Below are 24,364 nucleotides of genomic sequence, written 5' to 3'. Positions count from 1 at the left end.
AAGAATGAAATTTGTTGGAATTGTAGGATCAAACTACGAACAATCATATAACCGAAAATTATTGGAATTCATCCGTCGTCAGTTCAAAATTAAATTTGAATTGGAAGTCTTAGAAATCGATGAAGTCCCAATGTTTAACCAGGATGAAAAATGGGATGAAAGCTTCCAATTGCGGTATTTGTATAACAAAATCACACGTGCAGACGGTGTCATCATCGCAACCCCTGAGCACAATCATACTATCAGCGCTCCTTTGAAGAGTGTCTTAGAATGGCTCTCTTACGAGGTTCATCCTTTCGAAAACAAGCCTGTCATGATTGTCGGTGCTTCTTACTACGACCAAGGAACTTCCCGTGCTCAAGTTCACCTACGTAAAATCCTAGATGCTCCTGGCGTCAATGCTTACACCCTCCCAGGCAATGAGTTCTTGCTGGGCAAAGCCAAGGAAGCTTTTGACAATGATGGTAATATTACCAACGAAGGAACTGTGAATTTCCTTGAAACATGCTTAGATAACTTTATCAAATATGTAGAGGTCGTTTCAAAATTGAAAAAACCAAAACCAATTGAACCTGAAGACTTAGACTGCGGAAAGCCAATCGCTACGACAATTACAGAAGTTGATCCAGATGATCCAGAATGGGTGGAAAAAGTCGCTGAAATCACTGGTGCTGTTTCAGGCGATACTTATGTCAAACTTGACCATGGTATCTTGACTGTTAATCAAATTGATATGTTCTTAAAAGCTATGCCATTTGAATTGACATACGCTGACGATAACAACCAATTCCTCTACTACAACAACGCCCACCAAGACCCAGACACCATGTTTGCTAAACGTGTGCCACCTCAATCAGGTAGCCGCATGTCAACCGTTCATGGTTCTCTCCCACCAGCTCGGATGAAAAATGTAGAGTGGGTTATCGGAACGCTTCGCAACGGAAACCAAGAATACGTTCGTACAATCGTCCCTGGTTCACCTGCAGGTGTTATCAATACCCATAACTACCAAGCTATGTACTATCCTGACGGATCATACGCAGGAATCAATGAAATCGTCTTTAATTTCCAACCATGGCTTGACTGGTACTTAAAAGAAACTGGCCAACGTTTGGTTGGAGGCAGCGGACCATTTGCTCCTGCCGGAGGTCATGGAGACGCAGACGCTACTTCTGGTGCTTCTGATGCTGGGGGCGATGGAGGTCATGGAGACGGAGGAGCTGATGCAACATCAGGTGCTAGCGCTTAATCACATTACAAACTAAAAAGAGAGTGGGACAGAAATCGGTAATTCGTTAGGATTCGATTTCGTCGTCCCACCTCCGCACAGTTGAGTAGGGCTGTGAAAGCTGATGAAATCAGCGTAGTAGAGCCCACTCAACCACTGCGTCTTGCTCGACAATCCAAAGACAATTGAGAGGCTAGGACTTTTGTCCCAGCCTCTTTTTTGCTTTATTTCATTTCTTTGAAAGCTGCTTCTGCATCAGCATTACTGATAGCTCCAAACTGGATTTTACCGATTTTCCCTTGACTGTCAATGAGGATTTCAGTCGGGATACTGCGGATCTGATAGGCTTGGAAAATTTCTCCTGAAGTGTCAAATAGAACTGGTACATCTTTATAACCTTGTTCTTGAAACCATTTTGGAAATTCCTCGACAGATTTCTCTCCTTGGAGACCTGGTGCTACAACTGTCAAGATTTCAAAATCACGATCTGTTTTACCAGCCAATTCGACCAATTCTGGCATACTCTTCTTACAAGGTCCGCACCAAGAAGCCCAGAATTTTAGATAAACTTTCTTGCCTTTGTAGTCAGAAAGTTTGACTGTTTTTCCATCCATAGATTGCAGAGTAAAGTCAGGTGCCTCTTGACCGACAGCTGCTTGGGTGACAGTACTTGTCAGAGGGGTCTCACTAGATGAACTGCTGGTTGTGGGCATAGTCATGGGCTTCTCTTCCTGTTCCGAGCAGGCTGCCAAAAAGACCACTGCTGAAACAGTTGCTAATAAAGTAACGATTTTTTTCATATTTCTTTCTCCTTTTTATCCAAAAAGTCCAGACAGGGCGTTGAGCTGTCCTAGCATCAGCAGAATTCCCATCAAAATAATCAGGGCTCCGCCGATTTTCTTCATCAGGCCCATATAAGGCTTGATTTTATTGAAATACTGCATAACAAAGCTGGATGCCAAAGCCAAGATTAAGAAAGGCAGAGCCATTCCCAAAGTGTAAATCAAGGTCAGAATCGCTCCCTGAAAAGCACCATTCCCACCCGAAGCTGCTAAGGCCAAGACTGAGCTGAGAATCGGACCAATGCAGGGAGTCCAACCAAAACTAAAGGTAATCCCCAGTAAGAAAGCAGACCAAAAATGATGTTTCTGGCCATTCTTTTTGAAAGTCAAACTCTTTTGAATCTGTAACTGGCGAATATTAATTAGTTCCATCTGATGCAGACCTAGCAGAATGATGAGGCCTCCCATCACATAACGAAAGGTCGAACTGTAAATAATTGTTCCTAGAAAGCCTGCCCCAAAGCCTAGCAAAAAGAAGACTGTCGAGATGCCCGCAATGAAAAAGAGTGTCCTAACCATGCCTTGCCAAGCAAGCTCCCGGCCAAATACTTTCAGGGTCTTGACCTCCTTGTCATCCAATAAAATGCCAATATAAACCGGCAATAAGGGAAAAATACAAGGGGAAAAGAAGGACAAAATACCAGCTAAAAAAACTGAAACAAAAAATAAAGGTGATTCCATTTTCTCTCCTCTAACTACTACGTAGAATAAACATTCACTTATCATTATAAATGAATCTTATAGATTTTTCACAAATCCGCTACGGTAATTTTTTTGCAAATTCATGAGAGTAGAAAAAGAGAAAAATTCGCTTGATGAACAGCAAAACCAGTGCATTTTTTCAAACAGTAAAAAGCCGGAGAAAATTCTGCCGGCTTGAATATTTTAAAACTTAATAGACCTAATCATCTGTAACTAGTGGCAAATAAAGACTAATCTGGGTAAATTTATCTGGTTCGGACTGGATTTCCATATGGTAGTCGTCTCCGAACTGCAATCTTAATCGTTGATCGACATTTTTCAGACCAACTCCACCTAAGCGAAGAAGGGTCTTGTCCACTGAATTTTGGAGTTCAAAGCCTCGGCCATTATCATAGATAGATAATATCAGCTGCCCCTCTTCTGCTGCCGCAGTAACGCGAATCATGCCCTGTCGGTCAATTTCCTTGATGCCATGGTAGATGGCATTTTCAACCAAAGGCTGAAGTACCAGCTTGGGCAGTTTATAATCAGCTATGGATTCATCCTCTTCAATCTCATATTGGAGCTTGTCACCATAGCGCTGCTTCTGGATAAAGAGATACTGACGAACGTGATCAATCTCATCTCTAAGAGAAATCTGTTCGTGCCCTTGATTAAGCGCTAAGCGGAAATACTGAGCGAGTGATTTTGTTACCTCAACAACACGCTTGCTGTCGTTAAATTCAGCCATCCAGACAATAGTATCTAAGGTATTATAAAGGAAATGAGGGTTGATTTGAGCTGAGAGAGCTCGGAGCTCATAGCGGCGAACATTTTGTTCTTCAGTCTTGACAGCTTCCATTAGCTGTTCAATCTGGTCCAGCATTTTATTGAACTGCTGAGCCAAGTCAACCAACTCTGGAGAACCCTTTGCTTCTGCCCGAAGGTTTGAGTCACCTGCCCCAATCTTCAGAATGACAGCCTGCAGATTCTGCAGAGGCTTAATCCACAAACGCAGAACAAACCAAATACCAGTCAAGCACAGCAGGAGTGCTAAAATGCCCATTCCCACAAAAGAATAAAGCATCTGTGACTGAAGCATCTGCAACTGCTCTAATGAAGCGACGCCAATTAAAGTCCAGTCGCTGTCCGCAATATCAATCTGGTAGACGAAAGCCTGTTTCTGGTCTGCGTAACCGTCCTTGACTGAGATATAGGGCTGCATCGCTTTCATTTCCTGACTGGATGAATAAACACTCTTCTTAGGATGATAGACAAATTCATGCTGGCTATTGACAATAAAGCTAAAGCCCTTCTTTCCTAGCTGAAGCCTATCCAGATAGGCTTTGAGACTATTGTAGCCGATATCCAGGCGCAAAACACCGAGATTCTGCCCTGCTTCATCCACCACTTCCTGAGTGACGGAAACAACCCACTTCTCCTTCTCTGATGATAGAGACTCCTTGCGAGCAGGAGTCAAGACAGGCATGGCTCTGGTATGAACCGCTTCCTGATACCATTTTTCATTCATCATATCAGAAGATGTCTGCATGCTGATTTGAGTATCTGTCGATACCACGCGCCCGTCCTTGGTAACCAAAACTGCTGACACCAAATCCGGATCTGTCTCAATAATGGTTTTCATCAAAGACTGAACTGACATTTCGCTGTTTTCTTGATTCTGAGCAAACTTCCGAATCGTTTCTTCCTTACTCAGTGTAGATGTAGTTTGCTTTAATTTTTGCAAATAGGAAGCAATGAACTGGCCGCTTTGCTCCATACTATTACGCGTCGTCCGCTCTGTCAGCTGTCGAATAGTCTCCGAGCTAGTCTGATAGTAAAGACTCCCAACAACCCCCAAGAGTAAAAGAACCAGCAGAAAAATATAGACAATCAACTGGATAAGAAGCGGATATCGTTTCATTTCTCCTCTCCTTTTTTAAACTGCCGAGGTGTCAGCCCAACAACTTGCTTGAAGCGCTGAGAAAAATAGTTCATATCTTCAAAACCTACCTGCTCTGCTATTTCATAAATCTTCAAATCTGTAGTTAAGAGTAAGAGTTTTGCTTTTTTCATCCGCTCTTGTATCAGATAATCCTGAAAGGGCTGACCTAATTCTTTTTTGATAAGAACGCTAAGGTAGGACGGACTAAACCCCAATTGGAAAGCCAAACTTTTCAGACTTAATTCTGAATCTGATAGACGCGCATGAATAGCCTCTTCCAACTCAGATTGCTGTCCCTGATCGACCAAGTTTTGAATCTGAGCTTTTTTACGTTCCTTATCAAGCTTGATCTGCAGCTTGGCCAACATTTCCTCAACATCATCCTTGGAAAATGGCTTGAGAAGATAGTCATCTGCACCTAGCTTAATGGCAGTCCGAGCATAGTCAAAATCATCATAGCCCGTCAGAAAAACGATATGGCACTTAGGAGCTTGGTCTCTGACTAGCTTGGCCAGTTCGAGGCCGTTCATCTGTGGCATATTGATATCGGTCAGCAGAATGTCAGCAGGATTTTCCTGAAATTTCTGCCAAGCTTCTCTTCCATTTTCAGCCTGAGCAATAACTTGCATACCAAACTGTTCATAGTCTACCAAGGACGCAATCCCCTGTCTTACCAGATACTCATCCTCTACAATCATAATTGAATACACAAGATTCAACTCCTTATTTATACTGGACTTATTATAGCAAATTTTCAAGGAAAATGCTCTTAAACATAATCTAAAAGATAACCGTAGCCTTTCTCCTCCATCTCAGCTTTTGGAATGAACTTAATTGACAGACTATTGATGCAGTAGCGCAAGCCTCCCTTGTCCTTAGGGCCATCAGTGAAAACATGGCCCAGATGGGAATTTCCAACCCGACTACGAACTTCCGTTCGAGTCATATTGAAACTCTTGTCTTCCTTGTAAGTTGCAACATCTGGACTGATAGGACGGGTGAAACTGGGCCAACCGCAGCCTGAGTCAAACTTATCCTTTGATGAAAAGAGAGGCTCGCCTGTCACCACATCCACATAGATACCAGCATCGAACTTATCCCAATAGCGGTTAGAAAAGGCCCGCTCTGTGTCATTCTTTTGTGTGACTGCGTATTCTTCTGGCGAGAGCTTAGCCTTAATCTCTTCATCGCTAGGCTTAGGATAGCGACTAGCTTCGATAACTGGGTAAGCAGCTTGATTGACATCAATATGGCAATATCCATTAGGATTCTTTTTTAGGTAATCCTGATGATAATCTTCTGCCTTGATAAAGTTTTTCAGAGGTTCTTTTTCAACAGCTAAAGGCTTGTCGTACTTCTTAGCAACTTCATCAAAGACCTGATTAATAGTATCAAGATCAGCTTCATCCGTATAGTAGACGCCTGTCCGATACTGGGTACCCTGATCATTTCCCTGCTTGTTTTTAGAAGTTGGATCAATGATGCGGAAATAGTGAAGCAGAATTTCTTTTAGCGAAATTTTCTTGGCATTATAAGTGATGTGAACAGTCTCAGCGTGACCAGTTTGAGAGACTAACTCATACTTGGTTGTATCATCTTTACCATTGGCGTAGCCTGACACTGCATCAAGTACACCAGGCACACGAGAAAAATATTCCTCTACGCCCCAGAAACAGCCGCCAGCCAGATAAATCTCCCGCTTATCTTCTTCCTTAACGTCTTCTTGCTTTTGTTGGGATACAGCTTCTGTCTTACTCATAGATGCTTTCTTGATCTGTTCTGGAGATGATTGCTTACCATTTCCTGCAATCACATAGACAAGTCCAAAGCAGACAAGCAAGCCAAGCATAACCAGAAGAATTTTCCATTTTCCTTCCATGTTCATTGCACCTTTCTACTTGATTTCCTTTAGTGTTTTCTCAATATCTTCCTTGCTCATGTAGCCAATATGTGTCTTGGCAAGTGAACCATCGCTGCCAACAAAAAGAGCAGATGGATAAGAGCGAATACCGTATTCTTTCAGCAATTCTCCCTTGGTGTCCATGAGAACTGGGAAGTCTTTGTAATCTAAAGACTTATACCATTCCTTGAAATCATCGGCAGACTTTTCTCCGTTAAAAGTTGGAGACACCACCGATAGGACAACATAATCTTTTCCTGACTGCTCCTTAGCCAAATCATTGGTATCTCCAAGTGTGGATAGACAGATAGAGCACCAAGAAGCCCAAAACTTTAGATAGACTTTCTTGCCTTTGAAATCAGACAGCTTGTAGGTCTTGCCGTCTACTCCTTGCAGACTAAAGTCCTTGGCCATCTTGATAGATTGCTCAGAATCAGCTTTTGTTTGCATATTGCTTTTATCACTTTTAGAAATTTCCGAGTTCATTTTCTGATTTGAGCAAGCTCCCAGTAAGCCTGCACAAAGCAGACTAACAGTTAAAATGGATAATTTTTTCATCGTTTTCTTTCCTCTCAAAATAAGGAGAAAGCCGACAAAATTGACGACTTTCTTTCCTATGGTGGAATTCTTATTTGTCAGATGACATTTCGGATGAATCTTTCATTTCATCCTTCATGCTTGAATCACTTGATTTCATATCATCTTTCATATCAGACTTACTGTCGGACATCATAGAAGAGTCCTTCATATCATCCTTTTTCATTTTATCATCAGACATGCTAGAGTCTTTCATATCCTCCTTCTTCATGTCGTCTTTTTTCATATCATCCTTCTTCATCATGCTGCTGTCATCCATCTTCTTCATATCAGAATCTGATTTTTGATTAGAGCAGGCAGCTAGGACAAAGATACTAAGTGCAGCGATTGTAAGTGTAGTAATTTTTTTCATGGTGTGACTCCTTTGATTATATAATTTTTATCCAAATAACGATGCTAGGATGTTGAGATTTCCCAGCATTAGCAAAATTCCCATTAGAATAATGAGGAAACCGCCTATTTTCTTAAGCATTCCCATATAAGGTTTGAGTTTCGCAAATCGCTGTAATACCCAGCCGGAAGCCAAAGCCATAGCTAAAAAAGGAAGCGATAAGCCCAAAGTATAAACCAACATAAGCAAACCGCCTTGAAGAGCGCCGTTACCTCCAGAAGCTGCAATTGCTAAAACAGAACTCAGAACAGGTCCCACACAGGGCGTCCAACCAAAGCTAAAGGTAATACCCAAGAGAAAAGCGTTAAGAAAATCACTCCGATTCCCATCCTTCTTAAACTGCATACTTTTCTGCTTTTGCAGCTGCTGGATATTAATGATTCCCATCTGGTGGATTCCCAGTAGAATGACAATCCCGCCCAGAACATAGCGAAACCAAGGGGCATAAAGGACTTGCCCTAGAGCGCCAGCTCCGTAGCCTAAAACCAAGAATACAGTTGATAAGCCAGCTATAAAGCAGAGCGTCTTAGCTAGACCATACCAGGAAATGTCTCTTCCCATAAATCGAACTGTTTTCGGCTGATCAGAATCCAGCAAAATCCCCACATAGACTGGCATAAGCGGTAAAATACAGGGCGAGAAAAAAGATAGAATCCCCGCCAGAAAAACAGAAATAAAGAACAAAAAACTTGTTGCCATTTCAAAAACCTCTCTATCAATTTCTGACTCTAGTATAAAATAAAAATCTCCCTAAAAATAGAGAGAAAGATTTGAAAAAACTTGAATTTGGTGTTATTTTGCCTGAGATTTCTGGATTTGGCAAAACATCCACCACATTGTGGCGGATGTTATCTATTAGCTCTCCATCTCAAAACGCTCACTCTTCTGCTTGTTAGGCAAAAGAAGAGAAAGCAGGATTCCAACTAGAGCCGGCATCAACCAAGGCAGGGAAGCCTGAGCAAATGGAAGGGCATTTACCATATCACTTACCTTTGTAATATGGAACTGCTGCCCAAGAATGCCCGCAAAGGAAATCAGTGTCACTACTGCTACCGTCAATTGCATACCGACTTTGGACAGTGGCAAGAATTTATTGACAATGACAATCAGTACGATAACAATGGTAATTGGATAGAGAATTTGCAAGACTGGAACAGAATATTGGATAATGGCATTGAGGCCAAGATTGGCAATCGCAAATCCAATCAAAGTAAAGACAGTTGCGTAAACTTTATAAGATACCTTAGGGAAAGTTTTATGGAAGAATTCCCCAGTCGATACAATAAGTCCTGCTGTTGTCGTAAAGCAAGTCACAGTAACCATAGCTGCAAGGAAAATCTGGGCTGTAGGTCCAAAGATAGCCTGTGTCGCCTGCGATAGGACATAAACACCTGGATTGCCTTTGGCAATAATCTCAGCTGGAACTGGGAAATGATTGCCCAGAAACGCCAAACCGATATACATGGCGCTAAAGCCAAACGCTACCATCAAACCAACAACCCAGATGGTTGAAATATATTCCTTTTTATTCTTGAAACCAAGCTGGTTAAGAGTTGTTACAGCAATTACGCTGAAAGCCACGGAAGCCAAGGCATCCAAAGTATTATAACCTTCCAAGAACCCTTGCCCAAAAGCTGACGCAGAATAAGCTTGCGAAGCCTGCTGAGGTGTCGTTGTTCCGTATTTCAAAGCTCCTAGAATGACTAAGATAATAATCAAAACTGCAAAAACTGGCGTCAGAATACGTCCAATCCGATCCAAAATCTTAGATGGATTCAAAGAAATCAGATAAGCCGCTGCAAAGTAAAGGGTCGTGAAAACAATCAATCCCATACCGGTCATATTTTTAGACAGGATAGGAGCGATACCAACTTCATAGGCCACCGTCGCAGTCCGCGGAATAGCAAAAAAGGGCCCGATTGACAGATACAAGGCTACAAGATAGACAATAGCGAACCAAGGCGCAATCTTCTGAGAAATCTCGTGGATATAGCCCTTAGGATTGAGAGTTCCGATAATCAAAGTCAGAACAGCAAGCCCAACCCCAGACAGGACAAATCCTGCAATAGCCGGCCAAAAATGCTGGCCAGATAATGTTCCAAGTGAAGGCGGGAAAATCAAATTCCCAGCACCGAAAAATATTCCAAATAAGAGCAAGCCTATCAAGGCACCTTTTTTAATCACAGGAATCTCCTTTAATTTTTTTCATGCTTTATCAGTATATACAGAAATAGCCCGATACGCAAGACTTTTAACTTTTCACGGTAAGTTGGTTTAAAAAACGAAATAAATCGAAATATTTTTGAAGATTTTTAGCAAATTCCTGACTTATCCACAGATTTAAGGCTTATTTTAAAGTAAGATAAATAAATTTGTTTTAAATCGTATAATTTACCAACCTCTCTTTATTTTTTTTTGATGGTTCACTTTCTTTAAACAGATATACTCAACTATTGCTGAATGCGAGAAAAATACAATATTGTCCTTCCTGATCCTAAGCAAAATAAAAGAGATTTTTTATAGCAAAAAGGTTGAGACATCTTATCTCAACCTTTTAAAAAATGGCTATAAATCATTTAGCAATCTTTACACATCGCTAAATCTTCTATGCTTAATTTCGAATTCAAAAAAGTTCTTCTCTTGCAGCATATGGAAAATATCTCGATAAGCCTCCTCATCAAAATGGTCTCCCAAATACAGGATTTCAAAGCTTAATCCTTCATATTCCAGAAAGGCATTGGTCGTTCGAAAGCCGTTACTCTTATAGAAATCCATACGTGCTTGACGTTGCTCTAAATTATCACATTCTTCATCGACACGTTCTACCTCTAGAACCATGGTTTTTTGATAAAACTCTGTCAGTTTATGAATAATTTCTCCCCCATAGCCATGGCTGCGAAGGTGCGGCATAATCGCAAAGAAGCTGACATAGAACATTTTTTCGTTATAAACTGCAAATGCAAAACCAACAAATTCTTCCTCATTGTAGAAGGCAAAGAAATGAGACCGCTTATCGTTTGTATAACGGAGAAATTCGCTGATAGGTGCCCTTTCCTCTATCGGAAAAGCCTCGCGGTTTAAAGCCTCAACCTTATCCAAGTCAGGAAATTCTGCTGTAATAATTTGACTAGTTAAAGACATTGCTACCTCACTTTGCTTAATATTCTAGCAGTTGTCAAAAAATTTAGCAAGCGTTATCAAGCTTCTTCCGCTTTTTTAGAAAATTGACTCTGATAAAGGTCATAATAAAATCCTTTATCAGCCAATAGGCTCTCATGATTTCCTTGCTCGATAATCTGACCGTCCTTGAGCACCAAAATCTTATCCGCTTCTTGAATGGTCGACAGTCGGTGTGCGATGACAAAACTGGTCCGACCCTGCATGAGTGTTTTCATGGCCTTCTGGATCAAAAGCTCCAGCCGTGTATCAACAGATGAGGTCGCTTCATCCAAAATCAAAATCTTAGGATTGGCCAAAAGAGCCCTCGCGATCGTAAGCAACTGCTTCTGCCCCAGCGAGATATTGCTGGATTCTTGGTTCATTTCCATATTGTAGCCGCCTGGTAGGGTTCGGATAAAGTGGTCCACATTAGCTGCCTTGGCCGCTTCTACAATTTCTTCATCAGTGGCTTGCAGATTGCCAAAGCGAAGATTTTCCTTGATAGTCCCCTCATAAAGCCAGGCATCCTGCAGCACCATACCGAACTGTTTACGGTATTCCTGACGGGACAGATGTCGTATATCATGCCCATCAACTGTAATCGCGCCTTTGGTCACATCGTAGAAACGCATGAGCAAGTTAATCAGCGTGGTCTTACCAGCACCAGTCGGACCAACAATAGCCACCATTTCTCCAGGTTTGACTTCCAGATTGAAATTCCGAATGAGCGGCTTGTCTGCTACATACTGGAAGTCCACATCCTTGAAGCTAACCTGACCTGTCAGATCTTGATCCAGCTTTTCTGTCTCATCATTGACTTCGTCTGCCTCATCAAGCACTTGGAAAATCCGATCCAAAGAAGACTTGGCACTCTGAAGCTGACCTGCCAGCTGAGTTAGATTTTGAATAGGCTGATTAATCTGCCAAACATACTGAACAAAAGCCTGCATATTTCCGACTGTCAAGCGACCAGCAATAACCTGAAGGCCGCCCAGCAGAGCTAGCAAGAGATAAGTCAGATCTGAAATAACATTCAAAACAGGCATCATCAAACCAGAAATAAAGCTGGCCTTAAAACCTACTTTCTGCAATTTTTGCGTAATTTGACGAAAATCCTCCTGGGAGCTTTCTTCTCTGACATAGAGCTTCAAAATATTAAAGCCTGTCAAATTCTCCTGAACAAAGCCATTCATAGCTCCTAGTGCATCTGCCTGCTGTTTAAAGTAAGGCTGGGATTTCTTCACGATAAAGCGAGCACTGAGGTAGGTAATCGGAATCGAAATTACCACAATTATACCCAACTGCAGATTGAGCACCAATACCATGACGATAACCAAGATCAGAGTAAAGACTGCGTTGATAACCTGCAGAAAGGACTGCTGTAAGGCATTGGACACAGCTTCGACATCGCTGGTAAAACGCCCCAGCAAGTCACCAAACTGGTGCTTATCAAAGTAAGAAACGGGGATGCGATTAATCTTATGACTCAGTTCATCTCGCAAGTCACGAATGGTAGCCTGTACTGCATTGGTCATAAAGTAATTAGAATAGTAAGAACCGATTTCATAAAAAATCGCTCGCACAAAATACAAGACCATAACCCAGCCAACATAGGACACATTAATCTGGGCACCAGCCACACCTTTAGCCATATCCAGCAAATTATTTGTCAGTTCTGTAATGGCTAGACCTAAGACAAAGGGCTCGACGACACTCATAACGACGCTGAGGATTTTGAGGAAGATCGCAAAGGAGACTGCAAACTTATAAACTTTTAGATAGCTCCACAGGCGAGCAAAACTAGATGTGTTTTTCATATCAGTCTCCTTTCTATTCCTCTGTCAAAGCTTGATTTTTCAGCTGCGAATCCGCAATTTCACGATAGATATCATTGGTTTCCATCAGCTCTTCATGCTTCCCGCGTCCAACGATTTCACCCTGATCCAGAACAATAATTTGGTCAGCGTCCATGATAGTTCCCACCCGTTGAGCTACAATCAGCACCGTTGCCTGACCTGTCACTTCCTTGAGACGACGACGAAGCACTGCATCCGTCTTATAATCCAGAGCAGAAAAAGAGTCATCAAAGATATAAATATCCGGCTTTTTAACCACTGCACGGGCGATAGAGAGCCGCTGCTTCTGCCCACCAGATAGATTACTGCCTCCCTCGGCCAGATGAGTCTCAAAACGCTCTTCCCGGCTCTCGATAAAGTCCTTGGCTTGAGCAACCTCAGCTGCCTGACTCAGCTCCTCTTGGCTAGCATCTTCCTTTCCGTAGCGTAGGTTCGTTGCAATGGTTCCGGTAAATAGCAGAGCCTTCTGCGGAATAAATCCAATCTTCTGACGCAGTGCCTTCAGATTGTACTCTCGGACATCCACACCATCCACTAAAATCTTGCCCAGTGTTACATCGTAAAAGCGAGGAATCAGCTGCACCAGTGTAGACTTACCAGAACCAGTAGAACCGATAAATGCAATAGTCTCACCCGGCTTGGCTTTGAAGGAAATATTATGCAGTACAGGACTCTCCGTCTCACCCGGATAAGCAAAGGTTACATTATCGAACTCCAGATAACCCTTCGTCTCTGTTTCGGTTACACCATCTTCATTAGGATTGATTGAAATGGGCATGTCCATGACTTCCTTGAGCCGCTGGCTCGATACCGCAGTCCGCGGATACATAGTAAAGAGATTAGCCAAGAAGAGGAAGGACAGCAGGGCGTGAAAGCTGTATTCGATAAAGGCAACAAGATTTCCGATTTCAAGACTTCCATCCCGCAAAGGATCTAGGGCAAACCAGACAATGGCCACAATCATCGCAATAATAATCTGCACAAAGAGCGGCTCTGTCAGACCAGTCAGCTTAAAGAGCTTATTGGAGTTTTGCGCGTAGACCTCATTTTCGTCAGCAAAACGCTTCTCTTGAAATTCCTCTCTTGCAAAAGCTCGAATAACGCGCAGACCAGTCAAATTTTCCCTCACATACTGATTAATCTTATCAAGGGTCTTCTGCTGCTTTTCAGACAAGGGCTTAGTTTTAACCGCCACATAAATGACCACAACAGCCAAGAAGGGCACTGAAACAGCTACAATCCAGGCCAGAGACGGACTGGTCAGAAAAATCATGAGAATACTGGACAGCATCATCATGGGAGTAATGACACCCATTTTCAGGGTTTGCTCTGCAAACTGCATAAGAACATAAGCATCCGAAGTCAAGCGAGTGACCAAAGAGGATACACCGATTTGCTCATACTCATGATGAGAATACTCTTGCAGCTTAGCATAGAGATCATTGCGCATGTCCTGCACCATGGTCGTCGTTAGCTTCCCGGCCGCATAAGCCAGAACGATTCGTCCCAGCACTCCTAAGATAATAACGCCAAACATCACCCAAGCCCAGAAAAAGAGCCGGTCTGTCTGCTTAGGATTGATTCCCTCATCAATCATCCGAGCCAGCACCGTTGGCAGACCTAGATTGACGATTACAAAAAAGATTGCCGCGACAAAGTCCAAGACCAGCCACTTAGGATATCTCTTCAAATAAGACCAAATGTATAACATAAGTCCTCCTTCACCATCTATTCAAAAATAATTCACTCTAAAGCACCCAAGTGCTTTCTAAACACAGAAAAGAGCGCGCAAACGCACGCCTTACTATAGATATTATAACAAAAATATGAAAGCGGGTAAAGGTTATTGGGGACTTTTTTCCTGTCTAGTATCAACCTCATAACTGACTGTCAGCAACAAACTGCCTGAAAACAGACCAGCAACTGTTTTAATGGTGTCTCCCATAAGAGGAATATGGTAGACATGAGCCAAAACAAGATTTGACAAAACCAATAAAAACAGTAATGAAAGAGCGAAAATACTGATTCCTCTTAAAATCCTAGTTATAACATTTCTTGACATAAGAACACTTCCTCTCAATACTCTAATGGCTCAAATAATAGGTAATCTGGCCAGCGTACTCACCCAAATGATAGATTAGCTGGGCAAGAACAAATATAGCTGCTATGACAAATAGAGTATCAACTACACGCAAAGTATCACTATTTTGCTTAACAAGTGAATGATGGTCATCCATCATAATACACCTTCTTTCCTTACAATCCTAATGCTATTCTGACATCATTATAGCACAAAAAATGAAAGCGTGTACATTGTATAAAAAAAGAACCTAGTTCTCACTAGGTTCGTCATTTCTTATCTGCAAGAAGGTCTGAGTCTAAGAGTAATTCAAGCTCTGCCCTAACATTTCAGAATTGCAACTTTGCAGACCATTTGACAGCTCAAATCCATCACTTCTGGTTTTCAAAGATTGATTTTCTGAAATCATTGGTCTGATCGAGGTAAGCTTTGAAGACTGCTTTTTTCAGCTTATGCACAGCACTGTCATGTTCTGGTTTATAGCCGCTCCAAGAATACCAATTATCATTTGCATCTTTGAGAACTGCTTCATCCATCAAGGTTTGCAACTCTTCTACAGTACTTATAGTCTTAGTAGCATAACTTGTCCATGGTTGTCTCGTATCATCAAATGTGACCTTGTTCAAGCTGTCGAACTTGTTTTTCCGTTCCTCATACATAGCCTTCTTAAACTCGGCCCAATTATTAAACTGACCATTGAAGACCTTACGTAAAACCAAGTCATCTGTTACCAGACCTCTGGTCTTACCATAGATACTGATCGTTTTTCCATTTTGCTTGGCATCATCTTCATACTGGTTAGAGATATAAGGAACCATACCATCTTTAAAACCTTTGGCTGCTAGAAGTTCATAAGCCATACGCCTTCCCATAAGATCTCCAGGCGTTCCTTTTTCACTGCTTAATGCCGAATAAATCGGAGAGAAGAGTTTAATCGTATGGTAGCCGTTTCTTTCTACTTCGCCATTTTTGTACTCACGCGCTGAAAGAATATCATTTTCAATGAGACTGTCGAATGAATTTAATTTTTGCGCATCCGCCATTGTAATATTTTTTATCACATTGGTTGCGTAAACATCATTTCCATCAGCATCTCGAACATAGTTATTCTCAATTTTTCTCAGCGCGTTCACTTTCTGTACATCGGACAGACGGTTTACGATTGACATCCCTTCTAGGTACTCCAGCATATAAATGACATCAAACATGTTGTGAACGTAGTTTTTCAAATCATCCGCATCTCTAAATCGTTCAGTTGGATCAAGGACTTGCAAACGAGATTTTTCAGTCGCATCTTTCTTGTCATATTTGAGAATGGAGTTGACCGTGATTGTCGCATCATCTGAATGATCCGGCGCTTGCAACAAGCCCTTGGCGAAGAATTCTGGACCAAGACCGCTTCTTCTTCCATATCCGCCTAAATAGATTTCATTATCAGAATCATGCGTCATTTCATGGGTATAGGTAATGGCTCCGTCCTTGTCCAGCATCCGATAGCCCATGTAGTAAACCCCGTCTCCAGTAGCATAAGCACCATGCTTATTGTGTACAACCTTGTTTCCAACAGGTCCAAAGAAATACTTCATAGCTGGATTAGAACTGTCAAATTGCGCCTCCGCTGTAGCTTTGCCAACAGTAGTGTCATCGCCAAACTTATAGGCATCATAGACCAAGATATTTCGATAGAGCTTTTCACGCCCCTGCTCGTCTAATATTCTATACCAATAATCATAATGATCGCGTTGGCGTTTTGCGGTTTCCTGAGCATTATCCTCAACAAATTTATTAAGTTCTGCCCCTGCTCTGTGCTCATTATTTCTATATCTATCATAGGCCCCAAAGCCAAGACTGGATATAGTCGATATGACAAAGATAGATCTTTCAGGCATTGTCAGCAATGGTAAAACCATATTTCGGTATTTCCAAGTGTCGCTGGTAATTCGATCATAAACCCCGATAGAGTATTTGCTGCCAGCCTGCTCTTGTTTGACCCTCACCTCATCAATAGCTGATTTTTCTTCAACGATATAAGCCTTGGTTTGCTCTTTGAACCATTGATTATTTGTTTTATTTGGTAAAAATACTTCTCGGTAATTAGCAAGCGTGCTAAACAAATCTTTTGTTGCATTATTGTTTGCAAGGCTAATGCTATAGGCATCTACGTTGTTCTTGGCCAGAAGATTGCTAAAGCCTGATTTACCTAATTCAATGATTGTGTCTAGAGGTGATGCATTGCCCTTACCAAAGAAATCCATGTGATACATGACTATGTCTTTGACATTCACGTCACCATAGTTAAAGTTGTACCAGCGCTCTAAATAGGTCAAACCTAGAAGCAAGGCTTCCTTGTTGCGTTTGATTTTATCAACGACATAACCATTAATCGTTTGATTTTCGCTAGTAGTAACTGCATCGGCAGACAAAAGTTTTTCCAGTGTATTTGCTATATTTTCTTTCGTTCTGGCAAACTGCTCTTCTAAGTATAATTCCGTTAATGAAACTCCTGAAGAAATACCTAAGGTGTTTCTGATAGCCTCTGACTGATAATCGACCGCTCTCAAATCAGGCAAAACTTCATTGATGATCGAACTATGACTATGCAAGAATTGATTCGGCGTATAGATGAGATCAGTATCGCCGACACGATATTCTGCTAACTTACTAAAGTCAGATTGGTAGGTGATATCTAGTATTTCAGATGAATGATCCTTATAATGAAGCAAGAGCTTATTAGCCACCTCTTTATGCGAAGCAATATCTGTAATTACTTCATTATCCTTCATTATGACTGCAGACAGGACTTCTTTTTCATACAAAGCGCTATCTTCTTTTACCAGATTACCGTATTTGACAATGGTTGCCTTATTATAAAACGGCAGTAATTTTTCGATATTCTTATACGCTAAAACTCGACTAGCTTGATAGTCTTCTATCTTAGAAAAATCACTTTCTATATTTCTGCTAGTCAGTAAGCTTTCGACTTTCGGTACGGCAAGAGAGTTGATTTCAGATTTCTTACTTGGGATTTGAGCAGCATCAATCAATGTTCCTCTCTCTTCGAGCGATTCCTTGGTGACAACCTCATCCTTTTCAAGAGTCACTTTGTAGACTCTGTTCTCCTTGTTGCTATATGAGTCAGTTATTCGCATTCCTCGATAGTGATAGCCACTAATCGCATTCCCATTCATAACATTGACATCACTAAGAACATTATGCAATCTTCCAGCGTGTCTCTCTTCACTAGAATCTCTATCCCATAAGTAGCCAGCCACACCAGCAACACTTCCAAAGCGCTTCGCATTATTAATTTGGCCCTCAGCGTAACTATTGCTGATAAGCGCATCCTTCTCGACAAGACCTGCGAGACCACCGACTGTTTGGTTTGTGCTATCCGCATTTGACGAGATGGCAATTGTAGCTTTTGACTTGTCAACTACTGCATTGATCCCAGTCAGTTGACCTACTAATCCTCCGATATTGTATGGTGCCCTTGTTTCATAGGAGTTGACAATTCTTCCCTTGAAACTGCTGTTCGCAATCTTAGAGTTATCAGCCTTCCAAACCAAGCCACCAATGCCACGTTCGCCAGCCAGAACACCATCTACATGGACATTATTAATCCTTGTTGCATTATTGACTTCATTTGCAAGAGCCCCAATATCATTTTTCCCTGAAATATTTACATCTTTAAGAGTCAGATTTTCTACAGTAGCAGTGTTCAAAGTGTTAAATAAAGGCTTCTTCAAATTATAGATAGCATAATTTTTTCCGTCTTTGCTGCCAATCAGCTTACCAGTGAATGTCCCATTGATATAACTGCTAGAACCATTTTCTAGTTCGACCTCGTTGGCATTCAGACTAGCACCTAAATAATAGGTTCCGCCAAGGTCATTATTTATAGCTTGAACCAGGTTACTAAAGGACGTAAAGTTTGTAACTTCTTTCTCTGCCTTTTTGGCAAGGTAAAAAGTATAGTTGTCCTCGTATTTATTGTCAATGTCCTGTTTTAATTTTTCAGCACTTGCAGTAATTTTATAAACTGGCTGACCATCTTTTGTGCTATCAACTATTGAAGAAATCGGCAAGAAAACATCTTTAAATTTAGATGATTTCACTTTAACGAAATAATTGTCTTGATTGCTTGGAACTGCATCCAGAGAAACGTGTTGCTTGTATTTTCCATCAGTTAGACTATACAGCTCTACATCAGATACATTTCTTAGCTCGATATTCTTTTCTGGTTCTTGCTTCTGCTCTTTCGGCTCTTGAGCTTTTTCAGTAGGATTTTCCGTTTCTGGAGCTGCTGGTTCGATGTTTCCAGTATACTCTTGCGGAGGCTCTACCTGCTCAGGCTCAACTATTGCTCCAGCTTGAGGTCCTGTGTATTCTGGTAATGAAGACACTTGTTCGGGTGCCACAACTGCACCTGATTGAGTTCCCGCATACTCTGGTAATGGAGCGACCTGCTCAGGTTCCACTACCGCTCCTGATTGTGTGTCTGTATATTCTGGTAAGGGAGGCACTTGTTCAGGTGATACTACTGCACCTGCCTGAGTCCCCGTATACTCTGGTAAGGGTGTAGCTTGTTCTGGTGACACTACTGCACCGGCCTGCGTTCCTGTGTATTCAGATAAAGGCGTCATTTGCTCAGATTCGACTATTGCACCCGATTGAACTCCTGTATATTCAGGCAACGGTGCGACTTGCTCAGGCTCGACTATTGCACCGGATTGGATGCCTCCAATCTCCGGTTCAATTTGTTCAGGCTCAACGATGGCTCCAGATAATGTACCTGTATACTCAGGTAAGGAAGCTACCTGCTCAGGATCAACAATTGCGCCGGATTGGACGCCTGTGTATTCTGGCAAGGGAGCGACTTGCTCAGGTTGAACCAAGTTAGCACCCACTGGCTTTTCACTTGGCGCTTCAACCTTTTTAGTCCCTTTTTCCACTATTTTAGGAGTCGCTTCCTCTATTTTAGTCGAAAGAACCTCTCTAGAAACTTCCGCATTATCTACAGTAAAAATTCGAACGACTTCGATTTTACGGCCTGGTTTGCCTTCTTGTTTTACTCTTACAGTACCTTCAGCTAAATCAGGATTCTCTTGTATTTGTTCTCCAAAGGCTATCTCAGTTTCAACGGCCTCTTCTTTGTATAATAGTTCTGGCTTAGCTACTCGGCCAGACAAGACTTCATCTTGAGGCTCAATTGTATTGACGCCAAGAGTTTGATTTTTCAGTCCATTCTTATCAAAAGAAACAGAATAATCTAGCTTCTTATTTCGGTTTAAAGCTTCTTTATCTAGATTAGCATTCTGCTGATTATCAAGAATCTTATTGTCTAATAATTTCTTAATCGATTCATCTTTAATGTAGCCGACATAGGTATAGCCTGAGATTTCACTTGGTGACGGCAGACTTTCCCCAGCTGACACTTGATATTCGGCATTATACTGCAGCAAGATCCCATTTTCCAACGCATCGACGGATAGTATCAAACCTCCTCCGACACCAGCACCCACCAACACAGTCAATAGGAACTTGCTTTTAACCTTTCCTTTTGACACAACAAAAACAACCAATCCTATCGTCGTTAACAGACCAGCCGTCATCATAGTATTGGAATTGTTATCATCGCCTGTATTCGGTAAGGTTTTTGCTCCAGCATTTGAGTTTAGCCTATAGACAAGATAGTAAGTCTCCTCGTTGCCTTCAGGCCTTTTAGGAAATCCACTTACAATCAACTCCTTTTCTTGCGGAGTCATTTCAGTATCTGTTACATATTTATAGTGAACATTGAACTTTTCCTGCGCTTGAACAGAGTAAACCCCAACGATAGACACAAAAAATAAACTAGAAATAGCAGCCGAAACAAGCCCGACAGCTAATTTCCTAAAAGCAAACCGAGTTTGCTTCTCCCCAAAAAACTTTTTCATTAAAATCCCTTTCAAATTATTCTAAAAAGAATAACAAATCCTTTAACCAGAGAATGAGCAACAGTAAGCTATTGCATTCATTCATCTGGATCCCCCTAACAAAAATTCCCTAATCAACAATCTCATATAATTTTTATCTTATTCATAATATCTCCTAAATCGCAATAATCTGTCTAAATTATATCATACAATCCTATTTTTTGTTAGCGTTTTAACATAAAAATGATTTTGGGATACAAAAAAACCAAGTCTTTCGACTTGGTTGATTTCTATGCATGGAAACTCTATTATTTAAGAGTAACTGAAGCGTCGTTGCTTTAGTTGTTCTCACACAGCTATTTTTTACTTGGTTTCTTTACTTGGCGGGATTGTGGCGGGATTTGCAGTTAGTCCGAGCTCTCCTAACACCTCTGTTATTTCAGCACCGCAAGTAACAATCTGTCTATCATAGAAATGAGAATAGGTGTTTAGTGTTGTAGCTTTGTCCGTTCTTCCTGAACGAGCCGAGACATACAAAACATCTTTTTTTAGAACGTTTATCATAAACGAATCATGACTATGACGTAGACCTTTCCCAGTAATAACCGGAACCTTAGCCACTAGTGCATGCCTTTTTAACATTCGACTTAAGGTAGATTTGTTCATGGGAGTGTTAAACCGTGCTAATACGAAATTATCTTCTCTATTATACACTTGTACAGTTCTCCAATTTTGCAACACTTTAACAGTTTCGTCATCTATTTCTAAGAAACACATTCCTGCCCTAGTTTTTGTCTGCTCTTTTCGAACGTATTTCCCATTCCCTTGATATTCTAGGGTAGACTGAATATGAATAACCTTATTTTTAAGATCTATGTCTGACCACTTTAAACTAAGACCCTCAGAGACTCGCATCCCCGTCATAAAATAAAGCCAGATAGCCGTATAAAACTGCCTCTCTTCATAAACTGTCTGATCAAAAGTTTTTAATACCTTATCAAGTTCCTCTACAGTCCAAAATTCAGTTTTCGGTTTTTCTCCTTTAGGATTGTCTAACTTTCGACAAGGATTAATCTCGATGTATTCCAAGCGTTCTGCATAATTTAAGCACTTCTTCAGTTTACACCAAAGTCCTTTTGCGTAGTTTGGAGAGTAGTCTTCCATTAAAGATAATCTAAAATCTTCACATTCCCGAACATTGATTTCAGACAATTTCTTGTCAGCAAAAACTTCAATAAAAGTCTTATACTGAGGATAAGCTGTTTGAAAGGTTACGGACTGAACAGTTTTCTTATAATAAGGCAAATAAACATCTTCCATAAATTTTGAAAATGGAATATCTAATTGTGGTCTTTTTGCACTAACACTAGCTATTTTAGCATTGTATTCAGTTCTTATCCTACAGACTTCGTCAAAGGCTTGCTTTTCTGTTTTAAAATCAATTCCAAATTGATCTTTATAAGATTTAACCCTAAACCTCCTTCGGTCACCCGTAGTTGGATCTACACTGAATTCAACCTCATAGTAAATTTTTCCTTTCTTATTTCGACTTACGCATTTATATTTTTTACTCATTTTGTTCCTTTCTTTCAGAAAGCAACTTAAAGCCGAGTAATTCTTCTACAATATACGTAGGAGCTAAATTAAGACGTGAATTATCAAATGGTGATTTACTTAATTCTACCACATTATTTGATAAAGCTCTAGATTCTTCAAATTTTCGAACATCAATTAACTTTGCTTGTCTTATAATATCCCGTGCCGTATGTTCAGGAAAACCTAATTTCATTAATTCTGTATGATTTATTGTTTGCATCATCTCTTCTTTCTACTTTTTATTGCATAGATTTCAATCTTTTGATTAAGCTTAGAATGGTTCAACAAGTTAGATCATTAACAAAAAGTCTTAAACTACTTTTCTATAAAATAATTGTACATAGCATAATAGTCAAATTTCATCTATATTTTCGAAATGATAAAGTAAAGGTATCTTGTAAAGTCGTAGGGCTCTATGGCGCTAGATGTCGTTTTACAAATCGGCAAGAGACCTGTTTTAGTTCAAATTTTATCAAAGTATGTGGGATATGCCGGACATCATATTGGAAATGAAATCACTAAAATAAGGAATCCATTCAAGACAAAGAAGTAAACATGATATGGATAAGTTTTAGGAATTGATGTGAGTAAAGCAAACTCTGAAGTAGCTATTCTTATCAACGGACAAAATATACATGGTTACTACTCTATGCCCAATGGTACGATTGGATTTAATCACCTACTGAAAGACCTGAAAACAGAGCAACACAACAGATATTATACTCCAAGCTACGGGTGTCTATTCTCACCGTCCTCAAGCATTTCTAGATAATAATGGATACGCTTATATACGTCTTAACCTTCTGGAAGCTAAAAACAGTTGAATAGTCTGCGAGCACGGAAAATAGATAAAATTGATGTAGATAAATTAGCTTCCTCACAAATTTGTCTTAAATCGTAAAACAACTTATAGTGACCCCAGCCGATTCTATCAGAATCTGACAGAAGATATCGTTAGGCCTAAGAAAATAGGTTACACAAGGTTCTTCAAGTTTCCTTCCCAGAAATCGAGAACTTGCTCTCTATACCTACAGGATAGCAATATTGGAATCTCTTGACGGTCTTCCCAACCAAACAATATCTTTATTAATATTGATCTCAAACACTTTTAATCTGGTGATTATCTGGCACAGGAACATATTACCAAGCGTAGTAATCCTTACACTAGAAAAATCCTATATAAATATATTCATAACATCGCTTCAGCTAGTCACACCAATCCATATCACATTGCAGACTTCTATGAGAATCAAAACCACCAGTGTAAACTGGTGGTTTGTTCTGCGGCTGTAAGCCGCTTCTACCGGTCAGGGGTAAAAGCCCGCCGAAATAGCTTCCTCGCGCACCACTTTCCCGAGCAGGTACTTAAGCACCTTGACTTACTTTCTCCTATTCATTTCGCCAGTAAACGGATCTACTGCCTCGAATAAAGTAAGCTGGTCTGCTACTCTGTCTTCTTGTAATTGATTTTGAATATATTCAGCTATCACTTTCTGATTACGGCCTACCGTATATACATAATAGCCTCTGCACCAAAACTTTCGATTCTCATATTTGTATTTTAAATTCGCATGCTTATCAAAAATCATCAAGCTGCTATTTCCCTTTAAATATCCCATGAAAGCCGAAACACTGAGTTTGGGCGGGATACTGACAAGCATATGAATATGATCGAAACAAGCATTGGCTTAATGGATGGTCACACCTTTTCGCTCACATAAGTCACGTATGATTTTTCCGATACTAGCTTTATATCTGCCGTAAATGATTTGACGACGATACTTTGGTATATGATAAACTTTCATTAGCCTCTCTCATGAGATATCTCCTTTGTGATGTTTAGTAGTGGCGGGGAAACAACTTCTATCTTATCAGTTTAGGAGGTTCTTTTCTTACCACGCTAAAAGCTATCCGGAACCACTAGCATAGCTAGTGGTTTTCAAGAGACAACAAAGAAGACAATCGCAGACGACTTTAACTAAGCCACATGCGATTGTCTTAATACATCAACTCATCAGGATAATGTATTACCTTGTAATGCATAACAAACTTTACAACTATACTTCAACTTAAAATCATTAAAGTCAACTATGCCCTATCATTGTAACAGCTCGAACTTATCCTTAAAATATTACCTTAATACTCAATGAGAATATATTTTGAACTGGAAATCC

18 protein-coding genes and 2 pseudogenes are annotated in these 24,364 nt (G+C 40.6%); 2 read left to right on the top strand and 18 right to left on the bottom strand.

The window, feature by feature from the left end:
• Nucleotides 1–4 precede the first annotated feature (4 nt).
• Nucleotides 5–1,249, top strand: a complete 1,245-nt coding sequence (locus RWS24_RS05820) for an NAD(P)H-dependent oxidoreductase (protein WP_002895552.1) — start codon at nt 5–7, stop codon at nt 1,247–1,249.
• A gap of 203 nt (nt 1,250–1,452) precedes the next feature.
• On the opposite strand, the gene sdbB is transcribed toward RWS24_RS05820, so the two are convergent.
• From sdbB to RWS24_RS05735, 17 genes are all read right to left on the bottom strand, one after another.
• Nucleotides 1,453–2,028, bottom strand: coding sequence for a thiol-disulfide oxidoreductase-associated lipoprotein SdbB (sdbB, locus tag RWS24_RS05815; RefSeq protein ID WP_314366086.1), 576 nt, complete (start codon nt 2,026–2,028; stop codon nt 1,453–1,455).
• Nucleotides 2,029–2,043: 15 nt separating this feature from the next.
• A complete protein-coding gene (gene ccdA2 / locus RWS24_RS05810; protein ID WP_002913575.1) occupies nt 2,044–2,751 on the bottom strand; it encodes a thiol-disulfide oxidoreductase-associated membrane protein CcdA2 in 708 nt (235 codons plus the stop codon).
• Nucleotides 2,752–2,971: 220 nt separating this feature from the next.
• The gene (locus RWS24_RS05805; protein WP_314366085.1) at nt 2,972–4,675 is read right to left on the bottom strand and encodes a sensor histidine kinase; all 1,704 of its coding nucleotides are present in this window, start codon (nt 4,673–4,675) and stop codon (nt 2,972–2,974) included.
• A complete protein-coding gene (locus tag RWS24_RS05800) occupies nt 4,672–5,406 on the bottom strand; it encodes a response regulator (RefSeq protein WP_314366084.1) in 735 nt (244 codons plus the stop codon). Before RWS24_RS05800 ends, RWS24_RS05805 begins: the two co-directional genes overlap by 4 nt.
• 59 nt (nt 5,407–5,465) lie before the next feature.
• Nucleotides 5,466–6,575 (bottom strand): peptide-methionine (R)-S-oxide reductase MsrB, encoded by a 1,110-nt coding sequence (msrB, locus tag RWS24_RS05795; RefSeq protein WP_314366083.1) that lies wholly within the window; start codon nt 6,573–6,575, stop codon nt 5,466–5,468.
• 15 nt (nt 6,576–6,590) lie between these two features.
• Nucleotides 6,591–7,154, bottom strand: a complete 564-nt coding sequence (locus RWS24_RS05790) for a redoxin family protein (protein WP_314366082.1) — start codon at nt 7,152–7,154, stop codon at nt 6,591–6,593.
• A gap of 70 nt (nt 7,155–7,224) precedes the next feature.
• The gene (locus RWS24_RS05785) at nt 7,225–7,545 is read right to left on the bottom strand and encodes a hypothetical protein (protein ID WP_268686685.1); all 321 of its coding nucleotides are present in this window, start codon (nt 7,543–7,545) and stop codon (nt 7,225–7,227) included.
• A gap of 27 nt (nt 7,546–7,572) precedes the next feature.
• Entirely contained in the window at nt 7,573–8,283 is a 711-nt protein-coding gene (gene ccdA2, locus RWS24_RS05780; protein ID WP_314366081.1) for a thiol-disulfide oxidoreductase-associated membrane protein CcdA2, read from the bottom strand.
• A gap of 156 nt (nt 8,284–8,439) precedes the next feature.
• Nucleotides 8,440–9,768 (bottom strand): branched-chain amino acid transport system II carrier protein, encoded by a 1,329-nt coding sequence (gene brnQ / locus RWS24_RS05775; protein ID WP_314366080.1) that lies wholly within the window; start codon nt 9,766–9,768, stop codon nt 8,440–8,442.
• A 402-nt stretch (nt 9,769–10,170) separates the two neighbouring features.
• Entirely contained in the window at nt 10,171–10,725 is a 555-nt protein-coding gene (locus tag RWS24_RS05770; protein WP_314366079.1) for a GNAT family N-acetyltransferase, read from the bottom strand.
• Nucleotides 10,726–10,781: 56 nt separating this feature from the next.
• Complete coding sequence (locus RWS24_RS05765; RefSeq protein ID WP_314366078.1) at nt 10,782–12,560, bottom strand: ABC transporter ATP-binding protein; 1,779 nt, start codon at nt 12,558–12,560, stop codon at nt 10,782–10,784.
• A 13-nt stretch (nt 12,561–12,573) separates the two neighbouring features.
• A complete protein-coding gene (locus RWS24_RS05760) occupies nt 12,574–14,310 on the bottom strand; it encodes an ABC transporter ATP-binding protein (protein WP_314366077.1) in 1,737 nt (578 codons plus the stop codon).
• Between the two features lie 132 nt (nt 14,311–14,442).
• Entirely contained in the window at nt 14,443–14,661 is a 219-nt protein-coding gene (locus RWS24_RS05755; protein WP_314366076.1) for a hypothetical protein, read from the bottom strand.
• Between the two features lie 22 nt (nt 14,662–14,683).
• Nucleotides 14,684–14,839, bottom strand: a complete 156-nt coding sequence (locus RWS24_RS05750; protein WP_314366075.1) for a hypothetical protein — start codon at nt 14,837–14,839, stop codon at nt 14,684–14,686.
• A 211-nt stretch (nt 14,840–15,050) separates the two neighbouring features.
• Nucleotides 15,051–20,615 carry a ZmpA/ZmpB/ZmpC family metallo-endopeptidase gene (locus tag RWS24_RS05745; RefSeq protein WP_314366074.1) on the bottom strand — a complete coding sequence of 1,855 codons (5,565 nt, stop codon included), beginning with the start codon at nt 20,613–20,615 and terminating at the stop codon, nt 15,051–15,053.
• A 342-nt stretch (nt 20,616–20,957) separates the two neighbouring features.
• Nucleotides 20,958–22,169 (bottom strand): tyrosine-type recombinase/integrase, encoded by a 1,212-nt coding sequence (locus RWS24_RS05740; protein ID WP_314366073.1) that lies wholly within the window; start codon nt 22,167–22,169, stop codon nt 20,958–20,960.
• Nucleotides 22,162–22,413, bottom strand: a complete 252-nt coding sequence (locus RWS24_RS05735; RefSeq protein ID WP_314366072.1) for a DUF3173 family protein — start codon at nt 22,411–22,413, stop codon at nt 22,162–22,164. The genes RWS24_RS05740 and RWS24_RS05735 overlap by 8 nt, the downstream gene beginning before the upstream one ends.
• 354 nt (nt 22,414–22,767) lie before the next feature.
• Between RWS24_RS05735 and RWS24_RS05730 the strand changes: the two are divergent.
• Nucleotides 22,768–23,452, top strand: a pseudogene (locus tag RWS24_RS05730) (transposase); the annotation flags it as partial.
• A 117-nt stretch (nt 23,453–23,569) separates the two neighbouring features.
• On the opposite strand, the pseudogene tnpA reads toward RWS24_RS05730, so the two are convergent.
• A pseudogene (tnpA, locus tag RWS24_RS05725) lies at nt 23,570–23,995 on the bottom strand (IS200/IS605 family transposase).
• Nucleotides 23,996–24,364: the final 369 nt, after the last annotated feature.

It is taken from the genome of uncultured Streptococcus sp., from assembly GCF_963528215.1.
Classification (GTDB): Bacteria; Bacillota; Bacilli; order Lactobacillales; family Streptococcaceae; genus Streptococcus.
This window is presented reverse-complemented; position numbering and strand designations above follow the sequence as displayed.

Coding starts and splice junctions, on each gene's coding strand:
- ccdA2 (WP_314366081.1), bottom strand. CDS start 8,283: ATGGCAACAAGTTTTTTGTTCTTTATTTCTGTTTTTCTGGCGGGGATT.
- RWS24_RS05770 (WP_314366079.1), bottom strand. CDS start 10,725: ATGTCTTTAACTAGTCAAATTATTACAGCAGAATTTCCTGACTTGGAT.
- RWS24_RS05790 (WP_314366082.1), bottom strand. CDS start 7,154: ATGAAAAAATTATCCATTTTAACTGTTAGTCTGCTTTGTGCAGGCTTA.
- RWS24_RS05735 (WP_314366072.1), bottom strand. CDS start 22,413: ATGATGCAAACAATAAATCATACAGAATTAATGAAATTAGGTTTTCCT.
- RWS24_RS05805 (WP_314366085.1), bottom strand. CDS start 4,675: ATGAAACGATATCCGCTTCTTATCCAGTTGATTGTCTATATTTTTCTG.
- RWS24_RS05785 (WP_268686685.1), bottom strand. CDS start 7,545: ATGAAAAAAATTACTACACTTACAATCGCTGCACTTAGTATCTTTGTC.
- sdbB (WP_314366086.1), bottom strand. CDS start 2,028: ATGAAAAAAATCGTTACTTTATTAGCAACTGTTTCAGCAGTGGTCTTT.
- RWS24_RS05820 (WP_002895552.1), top strand. CDS start 5: ATGAAATTTGTTGGAATTGTAGGATCAAACTACGAACAATCATATAAC.
- RWS24_RS05750 (WP_314366075.1), bottom strand. CDS start 14,839: ATGATGGATGACCATCATTCACTTGTTAAGCAAAATAGTGATACTTTG.
- msrB (WP_314366083.1), bottom strand. CDS start 6,575: ATGGAAGGAAAATGGAAAATTCTTCTGGTTATGCTTGGCTTGCTTGTC.
- RWS24_RS05760 (WP_314366077.1), bottom strand. CDS start 14,310: ATGTTATACATTTGGTCTTATTTGAAGAGATATCCTAAGTGGCTGGTC.
- ccdA2 (WP_002913575.1), bottom strand. CDS start 2,751: ATGGAATCACCTTTATTTTTTGTTTCAGTTTTTTTAGCTGGTATTTTG.
- RWS24_RS05745 (WP_314366074.1), bottom strand. CDS start 20,615: ATGAAAAAGTTTTTTGGGGAGAAGCAAACTCGGTTTGCTTTTAGGAAA.
- RWS24_RS05740 (WP_314366073.1), bottom strand. CDS start 22,169: ATGAGTAAAAAATATAAATGCGTAAGTCGAAATAAGAAAGGAAAAATT.
- RWS24_RS05765 (WP_314366078.1), bottom strand. CDS start 12,560: ATGAAAAACACATCTAGTTTTGCTCGCCTGTGGAGCTATCTAAAAGTT.
- RWS24_RS05755 (WP_314366076.1), bottom strand. CDS start 14,661: ATGTCAAGAAATGTTATAACTAGGATTTTAAGAGGAATCAGTATTTTC.